Raw genomic sequence first — 25,416 nt, 5'->3', positions numbered from 1 at the left:
ACAAAAAGCCGCCCTCAGTCGATCCGTTTAAAGGTGATGACATACAGCTCATCAGTGTTTGGATACACCTCTTTGATCAGTGACTTCAATCTTGGCAGTTCCAGGGCTTCCTGCTGGGCGTGAAACTCGTTGATCTGATCATGAGTGATGGGCACTACCGAGAGCACTTCGATGTCACAGACTTTTTCATCTGTCTCCAGGGTGAAAACTTCAACCTGCTGGCCGATGGGGTAATCTTTTTCGGTGTTATCCCGGATCGTGATCGTTTTGGCTCCGGATGCTACCAGTGGAGTAAGGAAGTCAAAAAAGGTGATTTTATTTGGATTGAAAGACATAGTAAGGCCCCTATTATTTTTATATAGGCCGGACAATAGCATTCATTGACGATAACGCAAATAATCAAGAGAACTGCAACAGACGTCGGTCACGGGACGTTTTCATTATTGTAGTGGGATAAAAGTGGCGGTCTGTATCTGCTTTTGAGGGGGCAGACTGATTCAAACCCTGGATGAGGCCGGACCCAGCGCCGCGTCGAGGCGTGATGAGTGTGATTCGTTGGTTTTTTGATCGATTTCATCCTGCGTAAAGCTGCTAAACTTGATCTGAGGTGGAAAAATAGACGGATAACACCATTTAGGATAATAAATTGTGATGTAATTCAATTTTTTCTGGCTTTTTATATGCTTTTAAGGAATAATCCGCCTCCCTTAGTCGTCCCTAATGGCTTGTCGCGGTTGTGTACTGTACTAATTCCTGTCTGAACGGATTTAGTAATTGGATGGATTCAGTATCGAATTGGAAGAGCATATGGGACCGTTTTTTTTGTTTAATTAAGTAGGATCCCAATGCAAGATTCTGTTATTCAATTCAGTGATTTATCACTGAATGATTCTATCCTTTCTGCTCTAGACGGAATGGGTTTTGTGTCTCCAACTCCAATTCAGGCTGCGGCAATTCCGCACCTATTGGAAGGTGCAGACGCTCTGGGTAAAGCACAGACGGGTACAGGTAAAACGGCAGCTTTTTCTCTGCCGCTTCTAAACAAGCTAGATCTTGATCAACGTAAACCACAAGCAATCGTTCTTGCTCCGACTCGTGAGCTAGCGATCCAGGTTGCGGCTGAAATGAAAAACCTTGGTAAAAACATCAAGGGCCTTAAAGTTCTAGAAATCTACGGTGGTGCATCTATCGTAGATCAAATGCGTGCTCTTAAAAACGGTGCACACGTTGTTGTTGGTACTCCTGGCCGTGTTCAAGACCTTATCAACCGTGAACGTCTACATCTAGACGAAGTTAATACTTTCGTACTTGATGAAGCAGACGAAATGCTAAACATGGGTTTCGTGGACGACGTAACTGCAATCATGGAGCACGCTCCTGAATCAGCTCAACGCGTTCTATTCTCTGCCACTATGCCTCCAATGCTGAAAAACATTGTTGAGCGCTTCCTACGTGATCCTGTAACTGTTGACGTTGCGGGTAAAAACCACACTGTAGACAAAGTTCAACAGCAGTTCTGGGTAGTGAAAGGTGTAGAGAAAGATGAAGCGATGTCTCGTCTTCTTGAAACTGAAGAAACGGATGCGTCAATCGTGTTCGTTCGTACTCGTCAAGACACTGAGCGTCTGGCTGACTGGTTATCGGCGCGCGGCTTCAAAGCGGCTGCACTGCACGGTGACATTCCTCAGTCTCTGCGTGAGCGTACTGTTGATCACATCAAACAAGGTGTTATCGATATCCTGGTTGCAACTGACGTTGTTGCTCGTGGTCTTGATGTACCTCGTATTACTCACGTATTTAACTACGACATCCCATTCGATGTTGAGTCTTACATCCACCGTATCGGCCGTACAGGTCGTGCTGGCCGTAAAGGTAAAGCGATCCTTCTGGTTCGCACTAACCAAATCCGTATGCTTCGCACTATCGAGCGCGTAACTAAGTCATCAATGGAAGAAATCCAGCTTCCGCTGCGTGATAAAGTTGCAGAAGCACGTCTCAACAAGCTGGGTCTTGAGCTGGAAGCAGAGAAAGAGCATAAAGCGCTGGATAAATTCTCTGAACTGGTTGAGAAGTTACAAGCTTCACTTGAAATCGATGCAACCACACTGGCTGCGATGCTACTGAAACGCCAGCAGGGTAAACGTCCGCTGTTCTACGTTGGTGAAGATCCAATGATTGAAGCTATCGAGCGTGATAAGAAACGTCGTAAAGAACGTCGTGAAGGTGGTCGTGACGGTGGTCGTGACGGTGGTCGCAGCTTTAACAACCAAGATTGGGATACATACCAATTGCAAGTTGGTCGTGAGCAAGGCGTTCAGGTTAAAGATATCGTTGGTGCGCTTGCAAACGAACTCGGCCTGGGCAAAGGTTCTATCGGTGCAATCAAACTGGCTCAAGGTCACACGTTTGTTCAGCTGCCAAAAGCTATGACTTCTGATGCTGCGAATAAGCTGAAGAAACTGCGTATCCGTCAACAAGATGTTGGTGCGGTTGTTTGTGACTTTAATGATTTCCGCGAGTCTCGTGGTGGTCGTCGTGACGGTGGTCGTCGCGATGGCGGTGGCTACCGTGGTAACCGTGATGGCAACCGTGAAGGTGGCCGTGAAGGTGGCCGTCGCGAAGGTGGTCGTCGTGAGGGTGGCTTCCGTGGTAACCGTGAAGGTGGTGAGCGCCGCTTTGACCGTAACCGTGGTGGTGATCATCGTGGTAACTACCGTGGTGAGCGTGGTCACGGCCGTGGTCGCAACAGCCAGGAAGCGTAATCATCGCGCAGCAGTAAGCGTTCAAAATAATTTGAAAGCCGGGCATCATGCCCGGCTTTTTCATGCCTGAAAATAAGTAAATATTGCTGTACTTTTTGATTGTCGGTAACAGTATTTGATTATTGGTTCAATTAGTTGCATTAAAAATTATATTTTTTAGCAATCAAAAAAAATTAAAAATTGTTCTAGATCAATAAAATTTACGCAAGTAAACGTCTTTTACTAAAAGAATGTTGAAAGATTCAAAAATTATTGAATAATGGGTTCTACAAACAAGAAGTATTAGCGCATCTGCGCCTTTACCCACTCTGCTCCACAACAGGATAACTATTTCATGTCTAATTCGTTTGTACTAGTGATCAACTCAGGTAGCTCTTCACTGAAATTTGCAGTCATTGATTCACAAACTGGCGATGCTCTGGTGTCGGGCATTGGTGAGTGTTTTGGCCTTCCTGAAGCTGAAATAAGCTGGAAGTACCAAGGGGAAAAAACGGTTGAAAAGATTCCTGCGGGCGGAAACCATCACCAGTATGCCGTCGAACGCGTGGTAAAACTATTAGATACCTTGGGTCTTAGCTCACAGTTCATAGCCGTTGGTCATCGTATCGTTGCGGGTGGCGAAACCTTCAAGGGTACGGTAAGAGTCGATGAAAACGTCATTCAAGAAGTAGAACGTTTAGCTGAACTGGCACCTTTACATAACAAAGCGAATGCAGAAGGTATGCGTGCTGCAATGGCAGCGTTTCCTGATTTACCTCAGTTCGCAGTATTCGATACTGCTTTCCACCAGACTATGCCTGCTAAAGCATTTATGTATGCTCTTCCTTACGAGTTGTACGAAGAACACAAAGTTCGTCGTTATGGTGCGCATGGTACCAGCCATTATTACGTAAGTCGCCAAGCGGCAGAAATGCTCAACAAACCAGTTGAAGCGAGTAGCTTTATTACAGTTCACCTGGGCAACGGTGCGTCTGTGAGCGCGGTGAAAAACGGCGAGTGTGTCGATACCAGCATGGGCCTGACCCCACTAGCAGGGCTGATGATGGGAACACGTTGTGGGGACCTTGATCCTAGTGTGATCGAATTTCTTTTCCGTAAAGGCTGGGAAAAAGAAGAGTTGTTCAAAATGATGAACAAAGACTCGGGCTTTTTGGGTGTTTCTGGTATTACGAGTGACGCTCGTGGCATTTTGGAAGCGATGGAAAATGGGAATTCTCGCGCTAAACTGGCGTTTGATATTTTCACTTACCGTGTTGCAAAATATATCGCATCTTACCTTGCTGCGCTTGATTCACTGGACGGCATCATCTTTACCGGCGGTATCGGTGAGAACTCACTGCCAATCCGTCGCGAAATTCTGAACAACCTGAAACTACTGGGTTTTGTTGAAGATGTGAAAGGTAACGAAGACGCGCGCTTTGGTAATGCCGGTGTTATTGCATCTTCTGAACTGCTTGGTGCTAAAGCGCTGGTTATTCCAACCAACGAAGAATGGGTAATTGCGCAGCAATCTGTTGAGTTACTGTAAGTAACCATGAATCCATGACTGAAAAAACGAGCCTCGTGCTCGTTTTTTTATTTAGAACTCTTGCTGGTGCATTACGTAACAACAGTGTTTTGGATGACAGTGAGCGGATGCTAAAGGGGCAGGCCAAATCGGGGGTTATTTGCCCGTTCATACTTGCGAACGGACAGTTCACTCCTTCTGATGAAGCTCGTTTGCGCAGATTTCTAACTGAAATTGTGAATTGAACCAAATGATTACTGTAGATTTAATGCTGGCTGTTCACTTTACGCTGCAAGCGTTCCACTTCGTCAATTAGATCAAGGGCAACCGCTATACCAGGTAGATTTATACCTAAATCTTGTTGCATTCTCCGGGCTCGAAGTGCTAGGCGTAGGTTGGAGGTGGCAAATCGCCAGTGTATTGGTCTGTCGCCTACAGGATCAAGAATGCCTTCTTCAACCAAAGCGATTACCCATTCCGCGGGCCTGTCACAAGCTCGACAAAGCTCTGCCAGGGTCAGTGTTGGTTCATGTTCGGCGATAACAGTAATTATCAGCTGATTTGAAGTTACTCTCTTAGTCATGGCTAAACACCTAACTGGCTACGGGGATTAAAGGGCATCATGTCTTGCATTTGGCGGAACAATGCTTTTTCATGTTCGGTTTCAACCTTGGGCAACACAATATTCAGTTTGATCAAAATATCGCCGGCAGGGGAACCTGGCAGGCCACGTCCACGAAGACGCAATGTTTTCCCTGAAGCTGAGTTGGCAGGAATAGTGAGCTCGATGGGCCCTAAAGGGGTCGGTAACTTTACTTTTGCTCCTAATGCCGCTTCCCATGGTGTTATGGGCAGTGTCAGGCACAGATTTCTATTTTCTACACGATAGAATGGATGCGGTCGAAAACTGACCTCAAGATAGAGATCCCCTGCAGCATCACCGGAGTGGCCCGGTAATCCTTTTCCTCCGATGCGAATGTGTTGTCCTTCTCTGATCCCCTTGGGAATGTGTAAGTTTAAGGTCTGAACATGTCCTCCGTCTGTTGAAGACCCGGGCAAGGTCACGGTGCGTATTGCGCCATGAAAGCTATCGTCAATGTCTATCTGGAGTTTTGCGTGTAGATCTTCACCTTTAGTTGTAAAAGACCGGTTACCAAAAGCATAACGAGAGCGAAACGGTGTCTGCCCGAAGGGGGTGCTGAACAGTGACGAGAAAAAATCAGAAAATGCTGCCGCATCCTCCTGAGTAAAGTTATCACCTGAAAATTGAAAATTGCGCTCCCAACCAGGTGGGGCAGTAAATTCCTGTCCTGCTTGCCAATCCTCGCCCAGTTGGTCATAGGCCGCTCGTTTTTTGGGATCTCTCAGTACTTCGTAGGCCTCTTTGGCCTCAATAAACTTTTGCTTGGCACTGGGATCTTTAGATACGTCCGGGTGGTACTTGCGTGCACATTTCTTATAGGCACGCTTAATATCCGCGAGAGTAGCATCACGGGGAACATTAAGGATTGCGTAATAGTCACGATATTCCATAACACCCAACGTCAGAGTTCTATGCGAGAATAATTAACCCCAAATGAGTTACCGTTAAGTGGCATTGCATTGGAGCCGAGGTCGTCGTGTATTTGTAGCGTTCGGGCGATAAAAAAGGTTTACACATCAGGTTAATGCCCATAATCGCGACAATGTTAATACCATTATAGTCAAGTTAGTAACGTTTTAGTTGCGTTGCAAAAGAAGACGTTACTCGTTTGATTATTTTAGGGCTCTAAAGCAAGAAATTGCAGTGGTGTACACACCGTTTACCTAGGATACTGGCGTTTATCTGCGTTCTGTTTAAAGCCCGGCGAAGCTTTTGCCTTGGAGAAATTCCAGCAGGCTAGTTGTTCAGTGCTCTCAAAGTTTTTCCAACTAAATACAAATAAACCCTTTACCTCAACCTTACTTGAGGTATTAGCATTAATGACGTTGCTTACAAGAAGACTTTAAGGCGAGAAGCATGATCCAACTTGAACACGTCAATCTGGTGGTAAAAGACATTTCTGAAACGCTGAAATTTTACCAAGCCGCATTTCCTCATTGGCATGTACGTGATGAGGGGAAGGGTGAGTGGTATGGAAAACCGCGACACTGGCTTCATTTTGGTGACAATTACCAGTACATCGCAATGAGCGATTATGGTGAGGGAGAAAACCGGGATTTGTCCGGACATCAGGTCGGTCTGGCCCATTTTGCTTTTGTGACCAATAACATCGAGGCAATGATAGACAGGCTCATTCAAGCGGGCTACCAGATAGCTAAACCCGGCGCTAAGGAACCATATCGAAAAAACATCTATTTTGTCGATCCGGCAGGCTTTGAGGTCGAATTTGTTGAATACCGTAGTGATGACCCGAAGCAGCGCAATAGTTAAGACTGGCTGAGATTTAAAGTCACCGCTTTGCCCGATATAGAGTGCCAATACTGTTATACGTGGGCTTCGATGGTTCACTGTTTGTTGTCCGGATAGGGACCAACACTACTGATGGCAACGCAAGCAACTGACCTGTCACGCGATTATGTGTCTGGTTGCCAGCCACCCAATGAGTGAGAGTCTTTCATGCGCTGAAATAGCCACCCTATACCAAGCAGACTGAGTCCCAAACCAAGGAATGAAAGCGCCCGGTAAAGCCCGGTGAGTTGCGACATGTCGACTAAGAACGCTTTACACACCACAGCCGCGAGTATGGCAAAGCCAATTTGCCTTATTAACGGCGTGTTGAAACGGTGCGCGATGACAAGAATCACGATAGAGATCAAAAGCCAAACCAGGGAGTAGACGTACATCTCTAGCTGTTCGGTCGGCAGCCCCAGCCAGATCATATCGTGGTGGAACTGATGGCGAATGGTGCCATTGACAAACTGCACCAACCAGAGTGCCGAAATACCATACATGATGAGCCGCGCTTTACTGTGAAACAGTGATAAATGACTTGTTGCCAGTACGATCAGCGCAGGAAGCAACCACAATGGCAATAACCAGTTCCACAGCGGTAACTCACCAATCGCTTGCGGTATAAACCAGGGGTTGCCCGACAGAAGCAGCACGGCATGGTAATAACCCGCGCCAAGGGTTAGCAGCAGAGCGAAACCGAGATAGACCTGACGCAGTGACATGGAGTAACGACTGCGATAGCAATAAACCGCCGCCATTAATAACCAGTTCTGGGCAAGTAATACTGCTTCATTAAAGTCGGGATTGGCAAAGTATGGATAACGACCGACAAGTTGGTAGCTGCTTTCCGTGGTAAGCAATAGTGCAGCAACATGCATCATCGCGCCCGCAATGATTTGGCGCACTAAACGATCTTGATAGTATCGCCGGGCGAAAAACAGCAAAGCGATAATCAGCGGGTAGACGACGAGCGTCCAGTGAACACCAAGTATCAGCTCGTCACTGTAGCTGTCAAGCCACGGAAAGAGGGTGAGCCGGATCAGGACTGCCGCCAGCAGGATTTTAACCAGCCATGCTGGCGGTGATAAGTTAAAGCGCCGGCACCAGTATCCCAGGCCTATCAGCTGGGCGCTTAGGGCGAGGGTTAAGGTGCTGGATTCAAGCAGCATCGTGAGGATCAGGCTGATATTCGCATTGGCAAGTAATACGCCGGACAGCTTTACCCATCCCCTGTGATGGCGGGCGGTAAACCATTCTGCGACTACGGCGATTAGCGCTAACTCGACGGCCCAAAGTGAGTACATCAGCAAATTAGCCTGAGGGGGAGAGAATATATAGCAAAGAGCAAAAAGTGAGCTGGGGCCAACCACCAGCAAGAGAGAGAAGGCCAGCCGTTTCGGATAACAGCGCTGCATATAGAGGGCGTAACAAAATAGCGTGAAGGCAATAACCTGGCTGTAGAGGTGGGCTCCGGTAAAAATAAAATCGAGGTCCTGGTAATCCACCTCAGGTAACAGCATCAACAGGGTTGCAATAGACAACAGCCAGCCCAGTAGTGGCCAGCTATCGAATGCAGAATGGCGCAGCGGTGCGGTGCATAAACATGCCAGTATGATGGCTGTTGCTAAAATAAGGCTTGGCTGATAGCCGTAAACGAAATAGAACAGCCAGATAGGTAACAATGACGCAAGTAGCCCGGCTTGCTCTTTACGCGGCATCAGCAGCACTTTGAGCGGGAGTGGTCGTAGATGCGTGTAGCGCAATTGCCATCCCAAAATATCGCTCAGCACATAGAGGTACAGTGAAAACAGCGCAAGCATGACCACAATCCATGCATCTCCGCGTGAGCTGAGTAGCACGATTGCCAGAAACCAACTAAAGTGCGCCACAAAGCTGAGCCACCACAGCCAGCGACGCTGCACGTGGTTGGCGACAACGGTGGCAGACATACTGACTAACGCGACATAAGCAGCAAGCGTTAAGGTACTGTAGTCGAGATGCCAAAATGGCACTGGTACAGAGTAGGCGCCCAGAATACCAATCACCGCGACAAGCGGACCATAGCGCAACGCCATCGCTGTCGTCGTTAATGCGATTACCGCCAATGCGGTGAACGCCAGGCCGGCGGAGATAAGCTGATAATAATGAGAAGCAACCAGGGTCATGGCATAACAGGTGATCACGCCTGCCGAAACCAGCGCAGCACAGAGGTAGTCACTGTGGATGTGAAAGCGAGCCTTTTTATGGGTAAGGTACTCAGCCAATCCAATTAAGCCAATGCCTACTGTAAAGCCCAGTAGTACGCGAGCGACTGGTGAGAGTAAGTCTGCTTCTAAGGTGTATTTGGCCAGAAACAGGCCACCCAGTGTAAGCACCACGCCGCCCAGCCAGAACAGGGCATTAGTTGACTGGTCGCCGGTCGGAAAAGAGGCGAGAAAACGTTTCAAAGCTCGCCACCACGAAAGAGTGTTGAAAGCTATTGTTTTCCCGGTGTTGTCCGCCAATCGTGCTTTAAACGGAATATGACCTCGTGATAATGGTGAAGTGTGCTGCAGGTCATGCTTTGGCTGAGGCTGGCGGCTTGCACCTGCCTCGTGGTGTGCTGGTGCTCCTTGTTCAGGGAACCTCCCGTGAGTTGAGATGCTTGGATCCGCCATGCCAGAGTTGCTGGATTGAGGCTGAGTGGTTGGTTGGGTTGATTCGCGGTAACGGGCTAACTGCCGTTCAAGTTGTTCGACGCGCTTAAGTAGTTCGCTGACTTTACGGTGTGCACTAATGCTCAGCCCTGCACCAAATAGCAGAAAACAAAAGCCAGCCCCCAGAGCTAAAAGTATCAGTGTAAAACTCATTGCAACCAACTGAATGAAAACAGACTGTATAAAAACTATAGCCTAAGCGAGTTGCTGGTGGTGGAGCTAGATCTCTCGGTTTGATATGCCTCGTAGAAGTTCAAAATGACCGGAGGTGACTTATTGAGGAGCTAAGGGGTTTAGTGCTTCATCCACACCAAACGGTTTATGTCCGTTTGGTGTAGTGCTGTGATGAGAGTGCAACCGTTAGGTTAGGCAGCAGCGTAAATAACACTGCCACCTTTAATGGTATCAATGATCTGGCGCGACAGTTTTTCAGGCAGTGCCGGACAACCCCAACTGCGTCCCAGATAGCCATTTTGCTTGATAAAGGATTCATTGGCGTAATCAGCGCCGTGAACCACAATGTAACGTTCGCGGGCGTTGTCGTTAAGCCCTGTGGTTAAGCCATCCAGGCGCAGCGAATAGCCATTGGAACCATAGTAGGTCGTGTCGGTTAAAAAGGTTCCGAGTGAGGTCTTACGCGAGTTAACGATGTTGGAGAACTTAGTTGCGGTTTTTTTCCCGCTGTTCACACCATGGGCAACATAGGTGTTGAAGATAAGTTTCTGCTCGGCTAAATCGACAACGTAAAAACGCTTTTCTGTCGAAGGCTTACTGTAGTCGATAATAGTCAGCAAGGCTTTCTTCTTTGGCGCGTTTTGATAAGCATTATAAGCATCTCGGAAGAGAGAAAAGTCTATAATACCCTCAAGGTTAGACTTTTGATAAATAGTTTCAACAGTTTGATGTTTTAGTTGGCTTTCCTGGTTTAGCATCGGCAGTTGAGCGAATGCGTTGGACGAAAGTGAAAGCGATGTCCATAGTAATAGCAAAAATAACTTCTTCATGGTTACTAACTGAAATTCTAATGTTATAACTTAGCGATCGTAAAGGGTTAATCGTTAATACAGAATGCACATCATTTGATATTAGCTCTCAAGAGTACTGCTGTACTCACACCCAGTTATACGTATTTTACCTAGTGTCTCAAAGAGACATTAAGCTCTAAACTTATAACTGTTTGATGATAAACACTTTTAAGAGCGTGGATGATTATTTTGTATATTTTTAACTCAAATACTATCCGATTTAGGTGATTAATAAAACAGAATTTTTCGACCGAGCTGCCACCAGAATTGGTAATAAAACGCTGTGCTATTATGGACGTGGTATTATTTATATTATTTATCAATATGATGACGCAACTGAACATGATGCTTTGCTGAGCAGATTGTTAGTTAAACTGTGATCGTGCTCGACACATAGCGTTGTCTCGGGAAGAAAAAGCCAAACAATGTGCTAACCGCGAGGTCATGCAACGCTTAGCTTGACAGTTCTTAATGTTACTGGTTGCACACCTGGGTTAGTGAAGAGAAAGAGTGAATAGCCACATAAGCTGGTATGGTCAGTATTACGATCGGAGTCTGAATCCGGAATTGATGCTTTAAAACTGTTCGCCATTTTTATTAATCATCGTGTGACCTGATAAGCCAGTAGATAGACAACTGACAAGATAGCAGTATATATCCAGTTATTCCTGATTGTGTATTTAACCGCTGTATCTAATTAATCTGATATATCAGGCAATGAGAGTTTGGCTAAGTTTGTCTATTTAAGTCTTGCCTAAGCTGATTTCATTTAATGTACTTTCGCTTAAGGTAGTTTGTAATAAGCGATTGGTATTCATCTGCTTCTATTCAGGTTGCTTATTCTGCTATTGTCATCAGTACATCATTATCATTCATTAAAAACGCACGTAATCAGAAGCTTAGACATTATTCAGTAACAACAATTAAGAGTAATTATTGTTATGAAACTTACTATAGTTATTCGATGGTTTTGTGTTTCTTTACCAGCGAGTTTTTTCTTAAACTCATTTCTGACGCTCTAATGTGAGGTTGAAGTTTCCGTGTGTGATGAACGGAATATAAACATAAATCAAATGTTGGATTTGCGCGGTATGCTAGTTTTGATCAGCGCTAGAACAGCACATAGCGTTAAATAGAGGGAAATAATGAAAACAATCGGACTGCTGGGAGGTATGAGCTGGAAGTCAACCAGCCATTATTACCAGCTAATCAATCAACAAACCCGGGCCACACTTGGTGGATTACATTCAGCTAAGATTTGTCTGCACAGTGTTGACTTTGCAGAAATCGAAGTTCTGCAGCGTCAGGGGAACTGGCAACAGGCGGCGGAGCTTCTTAGCCAGTTGGCCAAACAGGTTGAGGCAGGAGGGGCTGACTGTCTGTTGATTTGCACTAACACAATGCACAAGGTTGCTGAGCAGGTACAGGCCGCAATCAAAATACCACTACTGCACATTGCTGACGCCACCGCACAAGCACTCCTCGCTGATGGGATAACCAGAGTGGGGCTGTTGGGAACCCGGTTTACCATGGAGCAGGATTTCTATAAGCAGCGCCTTGTTGACAAACATGGCATTGAGGTTTTGGTGCCGGGAGCGAGCGACCAAACCGTCATTCATGATGTGATCTTTGAGGAGTTGTGCCGGGGTGAGGTGAAACAAACCTCGCGGGACAGTTACCTTGTCATTATTAATAAGCTGCTGGAGCAGGGAGCGCAGGCTATCATCCTGGGGTGTACTGAGATAGGGCTGCTGGTGCAAGCGCAGCATACGACAGCGATGCTGTATGATACTTCGGTAATCCATGCGCAGGCAGCGGTTGACTTTGCTTTGCAAGCCGAGTTGGCAGAGGGAGATAGAGATAATGGGAGTAAATAAGATGACAAATAAATGCGGGCAGTGCCGTCAGTTCACCCGGGTAAAAGGCAGCCCAGTCGATATGTGTGGAGCGTGGGAACAGCCGACCACAGCGACGAGGCAGGCATGTGAGTTCTTTATGCCCACCATAGCAGCAAAACAAAAAGTACCACCGATCACATCTGCAAAAAAAGCCGATTAGCGCTATCACTTAATCCTATCCGGCGTTACTCGCCTTAGTGACATATGACTGGTGGTATAACCAGTTATATGCTCTACAGAACTGCCTCATTTTTGTACAAAAAAGTAACAAATCAAATTTTTATACATTTTTATTGCATAAAAAATCCGAATTGGTAGTATAAGTCCTAAGTGATAATTAATGCAGTATCTAAGCATGAGTATTCAGGTAAAAGGCATCAACAAATCGTACGGTGAAACACAGGTTCTTCACAATGTCAGTTTTGATTGTGAAAGCGGTGAAACACTGGTGTTACTTGGTCCGAGCGGCGCCGGGAAAAGCTCGTTGCTCCGCGTACTCAACCTACTGGAAGGAGCGGATAACGGTCAGCTAAACATTGCGACACAGTCGTTTGATTTCTCTGGGGAAATTAAAGAGAAGCAAGGTCTTGAGCTGCGTCGTAAAGTTGGCATGGTGTTTCAGCAGTACAATCTGTGGCCACACATGACGGTGATGGAAAATCTGATCGAAGCGCCGGTCAAAGTGGCTGGCATGGACAAAGCCGAGGCGCATAGCCAGGCAATGCAAATACTGGCGACCCTTCATCTGGCGGATAAAGCCGATGCATGGCCGATGCAACTGTCCGGCGGACAGCAACAGCGGGTCGCGATTGCCCGGGCTTTGATGATGAAACCTGAAGTACTGCTTTTTGATGAACCGACGGCGGCACTCGATCCGGAAATCACCAATCAGGTGGTAAAGATCATCAACGATTTAAGTGAAACTGGGATTACTCAGGTTGTTGTGACCCATGAAGTTGATTTTGCTAAAAAAATTGCCAGTCATGTGCTGTATCTTGAAAAAGGTTACATCGTCGAGCACGGCACCCATGACGCCTTTACTAACCCGCAAACCACACAGTTTGCTGAATATTTAAAACACTAATAAACAGCCCGGCTGTCATTGCGAGTGTCAGCCCAAGAAAGTACACACGGAGTATTGCAATGAAAAAAATTCTACTAGCTTCTTTAATCGGCCTTGTTTCAGCAAACGCAGCGGCGCAGCAAGAGATCAAGTTTGCCATGGAGGCGACTTACGCGCCATTTGAGTACATGGATGAGAACAACCAAATTCAGGGCTTTGATGTTGATTTGGCCAATGCGTTGTGTAAAGAGCTGGAAGCCAAATGCAGTTTTCATAACCAGGCGTTTGACAGCCTGATCCCGGCACTGAAGTTTAAGCGTTACGATGCGGCGATTTCGGCGATGGATATTACCGAAGCCCGTCTGGAGCAGGTGAGTTTTTCTCAGCCTTACTATGACAATGCTGCTGCGTTTGTGTCTATTGAGGGCAAAGTGGCTGACCCGGCGGCACTACAAGGCAAACGTGTCGGGGTGCAAAACGGCACCACACACCAAAGCTACCTGATCGAAAAAATGCCGGGTGTCACTGCGGTTCCTTACTCAAGCTACCAGGATGCATTCATCGATATGAAAAATGGCCGTATTGACTCGGTATTTGGTGATACCGCTGTTGTGGCTGAGTGGTTCAAGAAAGAAGACAGCCTGGTTTATGTCGGTAAACCGGTTACCAATCCTCAGTACTTTGGTAATGGTTTCGGCATCGCGGTTAACAAAAACAACCAAGAGCTGGTGAACAAGCTGAATGTGGCACTGCAAGCGGTGAAAGCGAACGGTGAATACGATGTGATCTACAACAAGTACTTCGGTAAGTAATATGGTCATGACGGGCTACTCTTTATCACTCATACAGGCAAGCTGGATGACCGTCCAGCTTGCATTTTCCAGCCTTTTGGTCGGCCTGGTGTTAGCTGTGGTGTTTGCCGGTGGTGAAATGTCTCGCCGGGTGGCGATTAAATGGCCGACGACGGCGTTTGTCACCATAATACGCGGCCTGCCGGAACTGCTGGTGGTGTTGTTCATTTATTTTGGTTCAACGCAAGTACTGTTTTTGCTGACCGGCGAGTTTATTGAGGTTAGCCCGTTTGTGTCCGGTGTGGTGGCCCTGTCGCTGATTTTTGCTTCCTACGCTTCACAAACCCTGCGGGGGGCGTTAAAGGCGGTCGGGCGCGGACAGCGAGAAGCCGCCAGTGCATTGGGTATCACCCAGGCTCATGCTTTTTTCCGCATTGTATTACCACAGGCGGTGCGGCATGCGTTACCGGGTTTAACCAATCAGTGGTTGGTGTTGCTTAAAGATACGGCGTTGGTGTCACTGATTGGCGTGACTGATTTGTTAAAGCAGGCGCAACTGGCATCGGCTGCCACGCATGAGGCCTTCACTTGGTATGCGACTGCGGCGGCGGTGTACTTGCTGATCACCTTGATCACCCAGCGCGCTGTGAAACTGATTGACAAAAAATTCTCGGTACAAGGTATGAGCATGGAACAGGGGGTAACGGCATGAACGAACAGCACGTTTGGTTACTGTTGGAAGGCTTGGTGACCAGCCTGAAGCTGACGGCCGGCTCTCTGGTGGTTGGTTGTATTCTGGCTCTGCTGATGACATTAACCCTGATTCTGCGTCTGCCGGGTCTGCATTGGTTGAGCCGTGGAATCATCACTTTATTTACCGGCACCCCACTGTTGGTCCAGATCTTTCTGGTTTATTACGGACCGGGGCAGTTTGATGCGATAAGAGAAAGTATGCTCTGGGTATGGCTGAGCCAGCCTTGGTTTTGTGCAATGCTGGCACTGGCATTGAACACCGCGGCGTACAGCACGCAGCTGTTTAAAGGTGCGTTCAACGCCATTCCTTCCGGGCAGTGGCAGGCATGCCGGGCGCTTGGCATGAACAAATCTGCAACATTAAAAGTATTGCTGCCATACGCGATCCGTCGTGCGGTACCGGCGTATTCCAACGAAGTGATTTTGGTATTCAAAGGCACCTCGCTGGCCAGCACCATCACCATCATGGATTTGATGGGGTATGCACAGCGCATCAATGCTCAAACCTATGATACATTGACGGTTTTTGGTCTGGCTGGCGCTTTTTATCTGGGAGTTAACGGCTTGCTGACGCTGATATTCCGCCAGGTTGAGAAAAAAGCCCTCGCTTTTGAAGCGGCATAAGCGGATACCTAAGGCTCTGATAGTAATGCCTCTGTCGCCACGACAGAGGCATTTTTGTTATTTACCGCTGGCGAAACGATGCGCCACTGACGACACTTAATTAAGACAAAAACCTGCCGGAACTCAGTGATGCTACGACGACAATTTCTCAGCCTTTGGGCGTTATTATGTGCGCCGTCGATAAACGCCGCAAATCAAAGGAAAGTCACGCCTGCACAGGCAGAAGGGCCGTTCTATCCGGTCGAGCCGATTCCACTGCGATCTGATTTAGTACTACAGGCGGATGGTCTGGTGGGGGAATCTTTGTGGCTGCAGGGCAGAGTGTTGGATCGTGAAGGTAAGCCTGTTGCCGGGGTACGGGTGGAGATCTGGCAATGTGATGGGCTGGGGATTTACCATCATCCGGGCCAGCCGAATCACCAACGGTTTGATCGCCACTTTGCCGGGTTTGGTGCCGTGATCACTGCAGAAGATGGTCGATATTCTTTTCATACTATCAGTCCGGTGCCATACAACACCCGGCCACCCCATATTCACGTTAAGTTATGGCGTGCCCAACGCCAACTGCTCACGACCCAGCTTTATCTCAAAGGCCAGACCGGCAGCGAGTGGTGGGCAGGGAGAGAGCGCCAACACCTGCAAATTGAATCACTGAACATCAATGGCCGGCAAACCGGAGAATTTAACTTTGTGCTCGCGCTGTAATGGATGGATGGGTTGATGACGCTAACTCATCAAGGCATGCCTTATCCAGCAATGGGTGGGGGGATGCGCCGGTGATCAGGACGATGTCGACCGATGGCAGCGGAGGCATATCGTCCAGCACGGTGAGCCCGTCGCCGACGCTGATTTCTCCCATCGCATCGATCGCCATGCCTTCGCGTACCAGCGCCCGTTGGGCGGAAGCGGTATCACAACAAGCCAGTAACTGGAAGGTTTTTCCCCGTTTGGTCAGTCCGTCGATGGCGGCCGCGTGATACTTGCAGTCGGACTGAAACAGCGCCAGCGGTATCGGTCGGGTTGGATCCAGTACCCAATCCGGACTGGCGATCCAGACTCCCTGATCCTGCGTCAACCAGTAGCCTTCTTCACTGTCAGGAGCCCGGGTTACGATCGCCGCGTCCAGTTTATCTTCGTCTAACCAGTGGCGCAGTATCACACTGGGCTGGTTGTATACCTGAATCGAACAGGTGGGTTCACTTTGTTTGAGCTGCGCAATGACGTGCGGCAATACAACATCATTGTAATCTTCCGGGCAGCCGAGCCGAAGTGGGCGCTTGTCCTGGTAACGGGTTATCTGTTTGAGGGCATCATTGTGTAACGCCACCAACTGTCCGGCATGGGAGCGAAGTGCCAACCCTGCTTCACTCAGTATCAGATTGCGTCCCTCTTTTTCAAACAACCTGACCCCAAGCTCGTCTTCCAGTTTGCGCATTTGTGCGCTGAATGCGGATTGGGTGCGGTGGATCTGTTTTGCTGCGCGGGTGAAGCTGCCGGTTTCGACAAAGGCCAGAAAGCTTTTCAGTGCGTCGATATCCATATTGGGTGGTTACACCCATCGTTTTTGTTAATGAGTCCCATCAAAATTATCTGTTAGTTCATAATAAAACAATCTCTTATTGTAATGGCTCACCGAAACCGCAAAGCAGGAGGCAAACATGCAACTTTATATCGGTAATCAAAACTACTCCAGTTGGTCGTTACGGGCCTGGCTTATCTTTGCCCAATACGATCTGGAGGTAGACATTATCAAGCTTAAACTGAGTACTCCGGAGTTCTATCAAGCGTTAGAAACGGTGACGCCAGCGGCGAAGGTGCCAACTCTGGTGGATAATACACTGGTGGTCTGGGATTCTCTGGCAATTGTTGAGTACATTAATGAAGTGTACCTGGCAGGTAAAGCATGGCCTGGTTCAGCACAAGAGCGCGCCAGAGCGCGGGCACTTGCGGCAGAAATGCATTCTGGTTTTGCTGATTTACGTAATGAATTACCCATGAATTGTCGGGCGAAAAGAGTCGTCACCTTAAGTGAAGGCGCGCGTAAAGATATTGCCCGTATCGATCAGATGTGGTCACAGCAGATGTCTCAGTATCCGGATGGCTGGTTGTTTGGCGAGTGGTCCATAGCCGATGCGATGTATGCCCCGGTGGTACTACGAATGCAAACCTATGGCATCGAAATGTCGGAAAAAGCCCGGCAATATCAACAGAAGGTGTTGAACAGCCCGGCAATGCAGCGCTGGCTGGAGGAAGCAAGCCGGGAAACGGACATTGTTGAGGAAGATGAAGCGGGCGAGCCGGTATAGTCAGGGCACAGCGGATCAAAACAGATCCGCTGGTTTGATTACTCTCCGGGTATGGCCCGGTTACATGTTCTGATAGTTAGGGCCGCCGCCACCTTCCGGTGTGCGCCAGGTGATGTTTTGTGCCGGGTCCTTAATATCACAAGTTTTACAGTGCAGGCAGTTGGCTGCGTTGATCTGATATTTACGTTTTCCCTCTACTTCTATGATTTCATACACCCCGGCCGGACAGTAGCGTTGGCTGGGTTCATCGTAACGTACCAGGTGGTCACCCAGTGGCAAATCGCTGTCATCCAGGATCAGGTGGCAGGGTTGGTTTTCTTCGTGCCGGGTGGCAGACAAAAACACCGATGAAGGCTTATCAAAGCTGATTTCCCCATCCGGCTTGGGATAACTGATGGGGTGAGACTGGGCCAGGGTTTTTAGCTGGTCGTGATCGGCGCGTGGGTCGTTGACCGTCCAGGGCAGGGGCTTTTTCACCAGAGGCAGCCACAGGTTGTGCTCAAAGGCAGACAGTGCTCCGCCTAACACGCTGCCAAAGCGGTGAATAATGGCGCCGAAATTACGCGAGTGCAGCAGTTCCTCATACAGCCATGATGTTTCAAACAGTGCCTGATATTCAGGCTCGGCATACTGATGCTCAAACTGGAGTTGATCAAACACGGCTTCAGCAGCCAGCAGTCCGGATTTCATCGCGGTATGGCTGCCTTTGAGCTTGGCCACATTCAGCGTGCCTGCATCGCAACCGATCAACAGCCCGCCCGGAAATTGTTGCTTGGGCAGAGCGGCAAGGCCGCCTTTAGCGATCGCCTTAGCCCCATAAGCAATACGCTGGCCTCCGGCTAAGTGTTGTTTAATGGCGGGATGGTGTTTAAAACGCTGGAACTCATCAAACGGGCTGAGATAGGGATTGTGATAATTGAGATCCGTGATCAGCCCGACGGCAATTTGATTCTCTTCCATATGATAAAGGAAGCCGCCTCCGGCGGTACCCGACTCACTGAGTGGCCATCCGGCCGAATGGATCAACTGACCGGCGGGTGAGGAATAATCTGGCGGCATCTGCCAGATTTCTTTGATTCCCAACGCGTAGTGCTGTGGCTGTTTATCAGCGTTCAGTTTGAACTTGTTGATCAGCGCTTTGCCTAAATGACCACGGCAGCCTTCAGCAAAAATGGTGTATTTGGCTTTCAGTTCCACTCCGGGCTCAAAGTTGGCTTTTGGCTGGCCGTTTTTGTCTACGCCCATATCGGCGGTATTGATCCCGGTTACCGCGCCGTTCTGGGCATAATTGATGCTTGCTGCGGCAAAACCGGGATAGATTTCAACCCCGAGTGCCTCAGCTTGCCGTGCCAGCCAGCGGCAGAGGTTAGCCAGACTGATCACATAGTTGTTATCAGTGTTGAGCATCGGATTGGGTACCAGTAACGGAGGTACATGAAGGTGGTTGGCAGGCGTTGTGAGGTAAAGAAAGGTGTCGCTTTCCACGGGGCTGGAAACCGGAGCGCCCATGGCCTGCCAGTCAGGAAACAACTCATCCAGCGCCCTGGTCTCGAACACCGCCCCGGACAGTATATGGGCACCGACTTCTGAGCCTTTTTCCACCACACAGATCGACGGCGCATCGTTGCCATCCTCCCGGTGGAGTTGGGCCAGGCGGCAGGCCGCAGAAAGCCCGGCGGGTCCGGCACCAACAATCACCACATCAAACTCCATGCATTCTCTTTCCATCAGCTGAATCCATTTTCGTGTTTATTGCTATAACAAATATAGTCTAGTTGACGTAAACGTAAGCTAATCTATGCTCAAAAGACAGTGAATTTGCTGATGAGTGCAGAATTGATGTGACATTGTAACTTTTGATGCGGCAGAATGGTCGATGGCAGGGTGGTTCGATGGCAGGGTGGTTCAGTGGTGCCATCTCTGTTTAAAGTAACGCGAGGAGGCTACATGAAAGTATTAGTCGCAGTTAAACGTGTGATTGACGCTTATGCGAAAATCAGGGTGAAGAGTGATGGCACTGGTGTTGAAACCAGCAACATGAAAATGGCAATGAACCCGTTTTGCGAAATCGCGGTGGAAGAGGCCGTACGCCTGAAGGAAGCAGGGATCGCGGATGAGGTACTGGTGGCCGCAGTCGGTGAGGCGGACTGCCAGGAGCAGTTACGTTCGGCGCTGGCTTTAGGGGCCGATCGAGCCATCCACATCGAGGTTGCCGTTGCACCGGAGCCCCTTGCCGTGGCTAAGTTACTCAAAGCAGTAATGGAACAAGAGTCTGTCGGGTTGGCACTGCTGGGTAAACAGTCGATCGATACAGACAATAATCAGGTGGCGCAAATGCTGGCCGCCCTGACCGAGCGGCCACAAGGTACGTTTGCGTCTGAGCTGAAGATTGAGGGGAGCAAGGTTCTGGTTACGCGTGAGGTAGACGGCGGGTTAGAAACCCTCAAGCTCGACCTGCCGGCCATTATCAGCACTGACTTACGCCTTAACCAGCCACGCTACGCATCCTTGCCAAACATTATGAAAGCCAAGAAGAAACCACTGGACATTCTGACCCCTGAACAGCTTGGCGTGGCGGTGAGCTCGTCACAACAGGTGCTGGAGGTGCTGGCACCACCTGCCCGAAAACCCGGTCAAATGGTATCGAGTGTGACAGAGCTGGTGGATAAGCTCAGAAACGAAGCCAAAGTGATATAAGGAGGCCGACTTATGGAGCAAAGCAACTTATCGGCGTTGGTGGTGATTGAGCACGACAACCATACGGTTTCTGTTGATAGCCTGAAGACGTTGCAGGCCGCCGCCGCCATCCATGAGCATGATAGCGGTGCCCCGGTCAGCGCATTGGTGATGGGATATCAGTGTGATCGCGTGGTGGCGGCGCTTTCGCGCCTGTCAGTGCTAAGCGAGATTTTGGTGGTGGACGCCGCACCGTTTGAGCATCCTCTGGCAGAGAACATGTCGAAGGTGATTGCGGACATCGGCCGAAATTATACTCATTTGCTGGCGGCAGCAACTACCTTTGGCAAAAACCTGCTGCCCCGGGTGGCAGCACTGCTTGATGTTGGTCAGTTGTCTGATGTTATCGCGATTGAGTCGCCGGATGTGGTGGTGCGGCCCGTATACGCGGGCAACGCATTGGCTAGAGTCAAATCGGTGGACGCGATTAAGGTGGTTACGGTGCGCAGTTCGGCATTTGACCCGGTGTTGATGGAAGATACGGTAGTGGTTGAGAAGATCACCCGCATAGAGCCGCCATCGGTATCTGAGTGCTCAGTGTTTGTTTCGCAGCAAAAAGCAGAAAGTGAACGTCCGGAGCTCCCAGCGGCACGCGTTGTGGTGTCTGGCGGGCGCGGTTTGGCCAATAAGGACAACTTCGCCCTGGTCGAGCAACTGGCCGATAAACTCGGTGGCGCGATCGGCGCATCACGGGCAGCCGTAGATGCCGGATTTGTGTCTAATGATTTACAAGTAGGGCAAACCGGGAAAATTGTCGCACCTGAGCTGTATATTGCACTAGGGATTTCTGGCGCGATCCAGCACCTCGCCGGAATGAAGGATTCAAAAGTGATTGTGGCGATCAACCGTGACCCGGACGCGCCAATTTTCGAGATTGCTGACTATGGCCTGGTGGCGGACTTATTTGAGGTGTTGCCTGATCTGATCGACAAGGTTTAAAAACGATTCACTTCAGCAAAAAGGCTTCCGAATTGGAAGCCTTTGTTACTGAGGTTAGCTTTCCCGCTCACTTGGCCTTTGCAGGTGTTCCGCCAGGAGCCTGGTAAAACGTGCAGCTTCGCCGCCGGTACAGGCGCGGTGGTCAAAAGTGATGGAAAGAGGCAACACCTCAACGGCGACGGCCTGGCCACTGCGCATGACTACTTTTTCGATAATGCGTCCGGCACCGACGATGGCGACTTGCGGTGGGGTGACCACCGGGGTGGCAAAAATGCCGCCAATTGCGCCAAAATTCGATAAGCTGATGGTCGCGTGTTGTAACTGCTCACGGCCAATCTTGCGCTCGCGAATGCCGCTTGCGGTCTTATCCAGCCAGCGCCGGATCACTTTTGCCGGATACTCATCGGCTTTGCGCAGTACGGGTACGTATAAACCATGACTGCTGTCCACCGCGATACCGATATTGACCGTACTGTGCAGGCAACGAGTCATGGTTTGCGCATCAAACCAGGCGTTCAGTGCCGGCTCTTGTTTACAGGCATAAACAATGGCCTGGACCAGGCGAACAGTGACGTCTTCATTTGGCAGCCATTCATCTAAAAGTGCTTCTTCGGTAATGGTGACGGCAGCCACACAATGGTGTGAGTCGGCCATCGAAGAGGCCATGGCTCGCCTGGCCCCTTTGAGCACTTCGGTCCCGGGATGCTGCTTACCGGCAGCGTCATAGATATCACTGTCGACGATCAATCCATTCGGGCCAGTGCCGGAAACGGTGTCGATATTGACGCCGAGTTTGTTTGCCAGCAAACGGGCCGAAGGCAAAGCCGTAACCAGATCATTGCTTGAGGCCGTGGCCTCACCGCCGACCCGGAAATCGTCAACATCCACCTGATGGGTTTGCTGTGACACACTGCCGACCACAGTGGCAGCATCAGCGGTGTGCTCCTCTGGTGAGGCAACCGGCTGATCGGTGCTGTGTTCGTCAATTTCCACCAGTATTGCCCCAATATTAATGATGTCGCCTTCTTCGCCATGACGACTGACAATACGACCGGCATAAGGTGCGGGGACATCGACCGTTGCCTTGGCTGTTTCTACCGTCAGGATCACTTGGTCAACCTCGACCACATCACCGATGTTCACGTGCCATTTGACGATTTCAGACTCAGCGAGGCCTTCGCCGAGATCGGGTAAGTTAAAGGTTTTCATTTCCAACCCTCCACAAGTTTGCGTGCCGCCTGCACGATATCCTGTTCCTGAATCATGAAATAATCTTCGTTACGGTAGTAGGGCATGATGGTATCCATTCCGGTTACCCGTTTAGGCGGTGCCTTAAGTAAACACATCGCCTGTTCGGAGACACGGGCGATAAGTTCAGCGCCGACGCCACAGGTTTTACTGGCTTCGTGTACAACCAGCAGGCGGCCGGTTTTTTCCAGCGAGCGGAAAATGGTCGCGGTATCGAGAGGTTTAATGCTGGCTAAATCAATGACTTCAGCTTCGATGCCCTGTTCGGAGAGCGTTTTTGCCGCCTGCAGTGATTCCACCACGCAAGCCCCCCAGGTGACGAGTGTAATATCACGTCCTTTGCGCAGGGTAAAGCAGGTGTCGAGTGGAAGTGCTTCGCCGTTGTCGGTTACTTCAGATTTGACCGTACGGTAGATACGTTTGGGCTCAAAGAACATCACCGGATCGTTACTGCGGATGGCTGCAAGCAAAAGCCCATAGGCGCGTTGTGGTGAGGAAGGGATCACGACCTTTAATCCGGGAATGTGGACAAACAGTGCTTCAACACTTTCTGAGTGATGTTCCGGGGCGTGGATCCCGCCACCAAATGGCGCGCGGAATACCGCCGGGCAGGTCAGGCGGCCACGGGTACGGTTGCGCATCCGTGCGGCATGGCACGCCAGGTGTTCCATTGCAGGGAAGACAAAACCCTGAAACTGAAATTCGGCAACCGGACGCAGCCCTTGGGTGGCCATGCCGACGACGACACCGCTAATCAGGGCTTCTGCCAGCGGGGTGTCAATTACGCGCTTGAGGCCAAACTGTTCTTTGAGGCCAACTGTCGCACGAAACACGCCACCGTTGTCTCCGACGTCTTCTCCGAGCACGACCACATTATCATCACGTTTCATTTCATGATGCAGTGCGAGATTGACCGCTTCAACTAAGGTGAGTTCAGCCATTTTTTCCTCCCTGCATACGCATTGCTCTGTTAATTATTTCATCACGCTGCGAGTAGAGCTCCTGTGGTAAGCGTTCATAGAGGTAATCAAACCCGGTTTCCGGTGCCTGTGGCGGCAGCTTAAGGTAATGCTCTACCGCTTGTTCGACCATATTTTTACAGTGCTCTTGCCATTGGTTTTCCTGATCGTCAGACCATGCGCCCTGCTTGATCAGAAACGCTTTAAGGCGTTTTACCGGCTCATATTGCCACGCGGTTTGGACGTCTTCTTCGTTGCGATAGCGACTGGCATCATCGGCAGTGGTATGGTCACTCAGACGGTAACTGATGGCCTCGATCAGTGTCGCGCCTTTGCCTTTACGCGCTCTGTCAAGAGCGTTTCGCACCGCATCGTAAACGGCCAGCACATCGTTACCGTCTACCGAGATGCCCGGAATGCCGGCTCCTTTGGCTTTATCTGATAAGAAATCGGCAGCACATTGTAAACGGCGCGGTACTGAGATCGCCCACTGGTTATTGTTGACCACAAACACCAGAGGGATGTTCCATGCCCCGGCACAGTTGAGAGATTCAAGAAAATCCCCTTTCGAGGTGCCACCATCGCCACACATGACTAATGCTGCGTGATGCAAACCGCGTATTTTGAGTGCGGATGCAATGCCCACTGCGTGGGTACACTGTGTCGCGATGGGCACACAGAATGGCATGTCATACCAGTGGTTGTGGCTGGTCTCGGGGCAGAAGTCACTGCCTCGTTCATCGCCTCCCCAGTATTGAAGGTTTTTTTCCATGGCAATACCACGTACCCACATGGCAGGCATATCGCGATAGTAGGGAATAAACACATCACTGGTCGCCAGTGCATGGCCCACCGCAATGCCGATCGCTTCGGCACCAAGATGGGAAGGGTAGGTGCCCAGTTTGCCGGTTCGCTGCAGGGCGACCGCTTTATTATCGTAGGTACGGGTTAATACCATGTCCTGGTAGAAACCGACCAGTGTTTCGATGTCAGCCCATTCGGGTAGTGGGTTGACGAGCTCTCCATGATGGTCGATAAACCGATGCATGGGTAATGCCTGAACATTCATCTCAAGCTCCTTTTGAGGCTGCCCGCCTTTTGGACGGCAGCTTATCAACATTAAAGTCAGAGCCTATTTGGGTACTCAAGCCCTGATATCAGCGCATAGGCCATACCATCACGATGTTACTCTGAGCAATATCTGTAACCTATAACAGTGCGTCATTGTTGCGTAACCGCTTAGTCCAGTGAACCACCGAGATATAACCAGATACATTAAGTGTAAACAAAATGTTAATTTATGCTTTGATTTGTGTTTTGCCCAGCAGTAAAGTTTGGCTTACGCCGTTAAAAAGCAGGATAAAATGCTAACTATTTTCTTTAGTGTATGCTGAAGGTGGTGATTTTTCCTGTGTGGCCTGACAAATAAACAACATTGTTGTGAGGGTAGCGAACATGCAGCGATGGGATATCCGATAGCCGATAAAATCATCGGGGTGGAAACTGACTTGCTGTCAGCATTACGATTGTCAGATAGTGGCAAAACCATCGGTGCCATATTATGTTAGCCGCCTCGCTGATGTTGGCGAGGGTTGTTCGTGTCGTGTCATGAAATTCCAAACCGGTGATAACACTCCGGTGGCGTTAGATTAAACTGGCTTATGCATCCTGATTG

The 25,416-nt window shown here is 49.4% G+C and carries 23 protein-coding genes; 13 read left to right on the top strand and 10 right to left on the bottom strand.

Going from position 1 to position 25,416, the window contains the following annotated elements; genetic code table 11:
- Nucleotides 1-14: 14 nt before the first annotated feature.
- A complete protein-coding gene (gene yqfB, locus P2G85_RS06780) occupies nt 15-335 on the bottom strand; it encodes a N(4)-acetylcytidine aminohydrolase (RefSeq protein ID WP_275863348.1) in 321 nt (106 codons plus the stop codon).
- Between the two features lie 510 nt (nt 336-845).
- Between yqfB and P2G85_RS06775 the strand changes: the two genes are divergently transcribed.
- Together P2G85_RS06775 and P2G85_RS06770 are read left to right on the top strand one after the other, a co-directional pair.
- The gene (locus P2G85_RS06775; protein WP_275863347.1) at nt 846-2,762 is read left to right on the top strand and encodes a DEAD/DEAH box helicase; all 1,917 of its coding nucleotides are present in this window, start codon (nt 846-848) and stop codon (nt 2,760-2,762) included.
- A 334-nt stretch (nt 2,763-3,096) separates the two neighbouring features.
- Entirely contained in the window at nt 3,097-4,290 is a 1,194-nt protein-coding gene (locus P2G85_RS06770; protein WP_275863346.1) for an acetate/propionate family kinase, read from the top strand.
- Between the two features lie 244 nt (nt 4,291-4,534).
- Here the strand turns inward: P2G85_RS06770 and P2G85_RS06765 are convergent, their stop codons facing one another.
- On the bottom strand, nt 4,535-4,852 hold the full coding sequence (locus tag P2G85_RS06765; protein ID WP_275863345.1) for a chaperone modulator CbpM: 318 nt from the start codon (nt 4,850-4,852) through the stop codon (nt 4,535-4,537).
- A 2-nt stretch (nt 4,853-4,854) separates the two neighbouring features.
- Nucleotides 4,855-5,802: a DnaJ C-terminal domain-containing protein gene (locus P2G85_RS06760; protein ID WP_275863344.1), complete on the bottom strand. Its 948-nt coding sequence runs from the start codon at nt 5,800-5,802 to the stop codon at nt 4,855-4,857.
- A gap of 466 nt (nt 5,803-6,268) precedes the next feature.
- Between P2G85_RS06760 and P2G85_RS06755 the strand changes: the two genes are divergently transcribed.
- Nucleotides 6,269-6,682, top strand: a complete 414-nt coding sequence (locus P2G85_RS06755; RefSeq protein WP_275863343.1) for a VOC family protein — start codon at nt 6,269-6,271, stop codon at nt 6,680-6,682.
- A gap of 143 nt (nt 6,683-6,825) precedes the next feature.
- Here the strand turns inward: P2G85_RS06755 and P2G85_RS06750 are convergent, their stop codons facing one another.
- Nucleotides 6,826-9,552 (bottom strand): DUF2339 domain-containing protein, encoded by a 2,727-nt coding sequence (locus tag P2G85_RS06750; protein WP_275863342.1) that lies wholly within the window; start codon nt 9,550-9,552, stop codon nt 6,826-6,828.
- Nucleotides 9,553-9,764: 212 nt separating this feature from the next.
- Nucleotides 9,765-10,403: a murein L,D-transpeptidase catalytic domain family protein gene (locus P2G85_RS06745; protein WP_275863341.1), complete on the bottom strand. Its 639-nt coding sequence runs from the start codon at nt 10,401-10,403 to the stop codon at nt 9,765-9,767.
- Between the two features lie 1,166 nt (nt 10,404-11,569).
- Here P2G85_RS06745 and P2G85_RS06740 point away from each other — a divergent pair.
- The 7 genes from P2G85_RS06740 to P2G85_RS06710 all read left to right on the top strand — a co-directional run bounded on the left by P2G85_RS06740 (nt 11,570) and on the right by P2G85_RS06710 (nt 16,258).
- Complete coding sequence (locus P2G85_RS06740) at nt 11,570-12,301, top strand: aspartate/glutamate racemase family protein (protein ID WP_275863340.1); 732 nt, start codon at nt 11,570-11,572, stop codon at nt 12,299-12,301.
- Nucleotide 12,302: 1 nt separating this feature from the next.
- Nucleotides 12,303-12,482 carry a hypothetical protein gene (locus P2G85_RS06735; RefSeq protein WP_275863339.1) on the top strand — a complete coding sequence of 60 codons (180 nt, stop codon included), beginning with the start codon at nt 12,303-12,305 and terminating at the stop codon, nt 12,480-12,482.
- A 195-nt stretch (nt 12,483-12,677) separates the two neighbouring features.
- Nucleotides 12,678-13,406, top strand: a complete 729-nt coding sequence (artP, locus tag P2G85_RS06730; protein WP_345795425.1) for an arginine ABC transporter ATP-binding protein ArtP — start codon at nt 12,678-12,680, stop codon at nt 13,404-13,406.
- Between the two features lie 59 nt (nt 13,407-13,465).
- Nucleotides 13,466-14,197 carry an arginine ABC transporter substrate-binding protein gene (locus P2G85_RS06725; protein WP_275863337.1) on the top strand — a complete coding sequence of 244 codons (732 nt, stop codon included), beginning with the start codon at nt 13,466-13,468 and terminating at the stop codon, nt 14,195-14,197.
- 1 nt (nt 14,198) lies between these two features.
- Entirely contained in the window at nt 14,199-14,888 is a 690-nt protein-coding gene (gene artQ, locus P2G85_RS06720) for an arginine ABC transporter permease ArtQ (protein ID WP_275863336.1), read from the top strand.
- Nucleotides 14,885-15,553 (top strand): arginine ABC transporter permease ArtM, encoded by a 669-nt coding sequence (artM, locus tag P2G85_RS06715; protein WP_275863335.1) that lies wholly within the window; start codon nt 14,885-14,887, stop codon nt 15,551-15,553. The genes artQ and artM overlap by 4 nt, the downstream gene beginning before the upstream one ends.
- A 129-nt stretch (nt 15,554-15,682) precedes the next feature.
- The gene (locus P2G85_RS06710; RefSeq protein ID WP_275863334.1) at nt 15,683-16,258 is read left to right on the top strand and encodes a protocatechuate 3,4-dioxygenase; all 576 of its coding nucleotides are present in this window, start codon (nt 15,683-15,685) and stop codon (nt 16,256-16,258) included.
- On the opposite strand, the gene P2G85_RS06705 is transcribed toward P2G85_RS06710, so the two are convergent.
- Entirely contained in the window at nt 16,236-17,093 is an 858-nt protein-coding gene (locus P2G85_RS06705; RefSeq protein ID WP_275863333.1) for a LysR family transcriptional regulator, read from the bottom strand. The genes P2G85_RS06710 and P2G85_RS06705 overlap by 23 nt on opposite strands.
- A 118-nt stretch (nt 17,094-17,211) precedes the next feature.
- Here P2G85_RS06705 and P2G85_RS06700 point away from each other — a divergent pair, with 118 nt between their 5' ends.
- Nucleotides 17,212-17,859 (top strand): glutathione S-transferase family protein, encoded by a 648-nt coding sequence (locus P2G85_RS06700; protein WP_275863332.1) that lies wholly within the window; start codon nt 17,212-17,214, stop codon nt 17,857-17,859.
- Between the two features lie 60 nt (nt 17,860-17,919).
- Here P2G85_RS06700 and P2G85_RS06695 read toward each other — a convergent pair whose 3' ends face one another.
- The gene (locus P2G85_RS06695) at nt 17,920-19,587 is read right to left on the bottom strand and encodes an electron transfer flavoprotein-ubiquinone oxidoreductase (RefSeq protein WP_275863331.1); all 1,668 of its coding nucleotides are present in this window, start codon (nt 19,585-19,587) and stop codon (nt 17,920-17,922) included.
- Nucleotides 19,588-19,806: 219 nt separating this feature from the next.
- Here P2G85_RS06695 and P2G85_RS06690 point away from each other — a divergent pair, with 219 nt between their 5' ends.
- Nucleotides 19,807-20,556: an electron transfer flavoprotein subunit beta/FixA family protein gene (locus P2G85_RS06690; protein WP_275863330.1), complete on the top strand. Its 750-nt coding sequence runs from the start codon at nt 19,807-19,809 to the stop codon at nt 20,554-20,556.
- 12 nt (nt 20,557-20,568) lie between these two features.
- On the top strand, nt 20,569-21,534 hold the full coding sequence (locus P2G85_RS06685) for an FAD-binding protein (RefSeq protein WP_275863329.1): 966 nt from the start codon (nt 20,569-20,571) through the stop codon (nt 21,532-21,534).
- A 54-nt stretch (nt 21,535-21,588) separates the two neighbouring features.
- On the opposite strand, the gene P2G85_RS06680 is transcribed toward P2G85_RS06685, so the two are convergent.
- From P2G85_RS06680 to pdhA, 3 genes are read right to left on the bottom strand one after another with little or no spacing between them, the layout of a single operon-like run.
- Nucleotides 21,589-22,743 carry a dihydrolipoamide acetyltransferase family protein gene (locus tag P2G85_RS06680; RefSeq protein ID WP_275863328.1) on the bottom strand — a complete coding sequence of 385 codons (1,155 nt, stop codon included), beginning with the start codon at nt 22,741-22,743 and terminating at the stop codon, nt 21,589-21,591.
- Complete coding sequence (locus P2G85_RS06675) at nt 22,740-23,723, bottom strand: alpha-ketoacid dehydrogenase subunit beta (protein ID WP_275863327.1); 984 nt, start codon at nt 23,721-23,723, stop codon at nt 22,740-22,742. The genes P2G85_RS06680 and P2G85_RS06675 overlap by 4 nt, the downstream gene beginning before the upstream one ends.
- Nucleotides 23,716-24,810, bottom strand: coding sequence for a pyruvate dehydrogenase (acetyl-transferring) E1 component subunit alpha (gene pdhA / locus P2G85_RS06670; RefSeq protein ID WP_275863326.1), 1,095 nt, complete (start codon nt 24,808-24,810; stop codon nt 23,716-23,718). The genes P2G85_RS06675 and pdhA overlap by 8 nt, the downstream gene beginning before the upstream one ends.
- Nucleotides 24,811-25,416 lie beyond the last annotated feature (606 nt).

It is taken from the genome of Vibrio sp. CAU 1672 (assembly GCF_029223195.1).
In the GTDB taxonomy this organism is placed as follows: domain Bacteria; phylum Pseudomonadota; class Gammaproteobacteria; order Enterobacterales; family Vibrionaceae; genus Vibrio.
The sequence above is the reverse complement of the archived record's forward strand: the minus strand, read 5'-3'. Positions and strand labels throughout refer to the sequence as shown.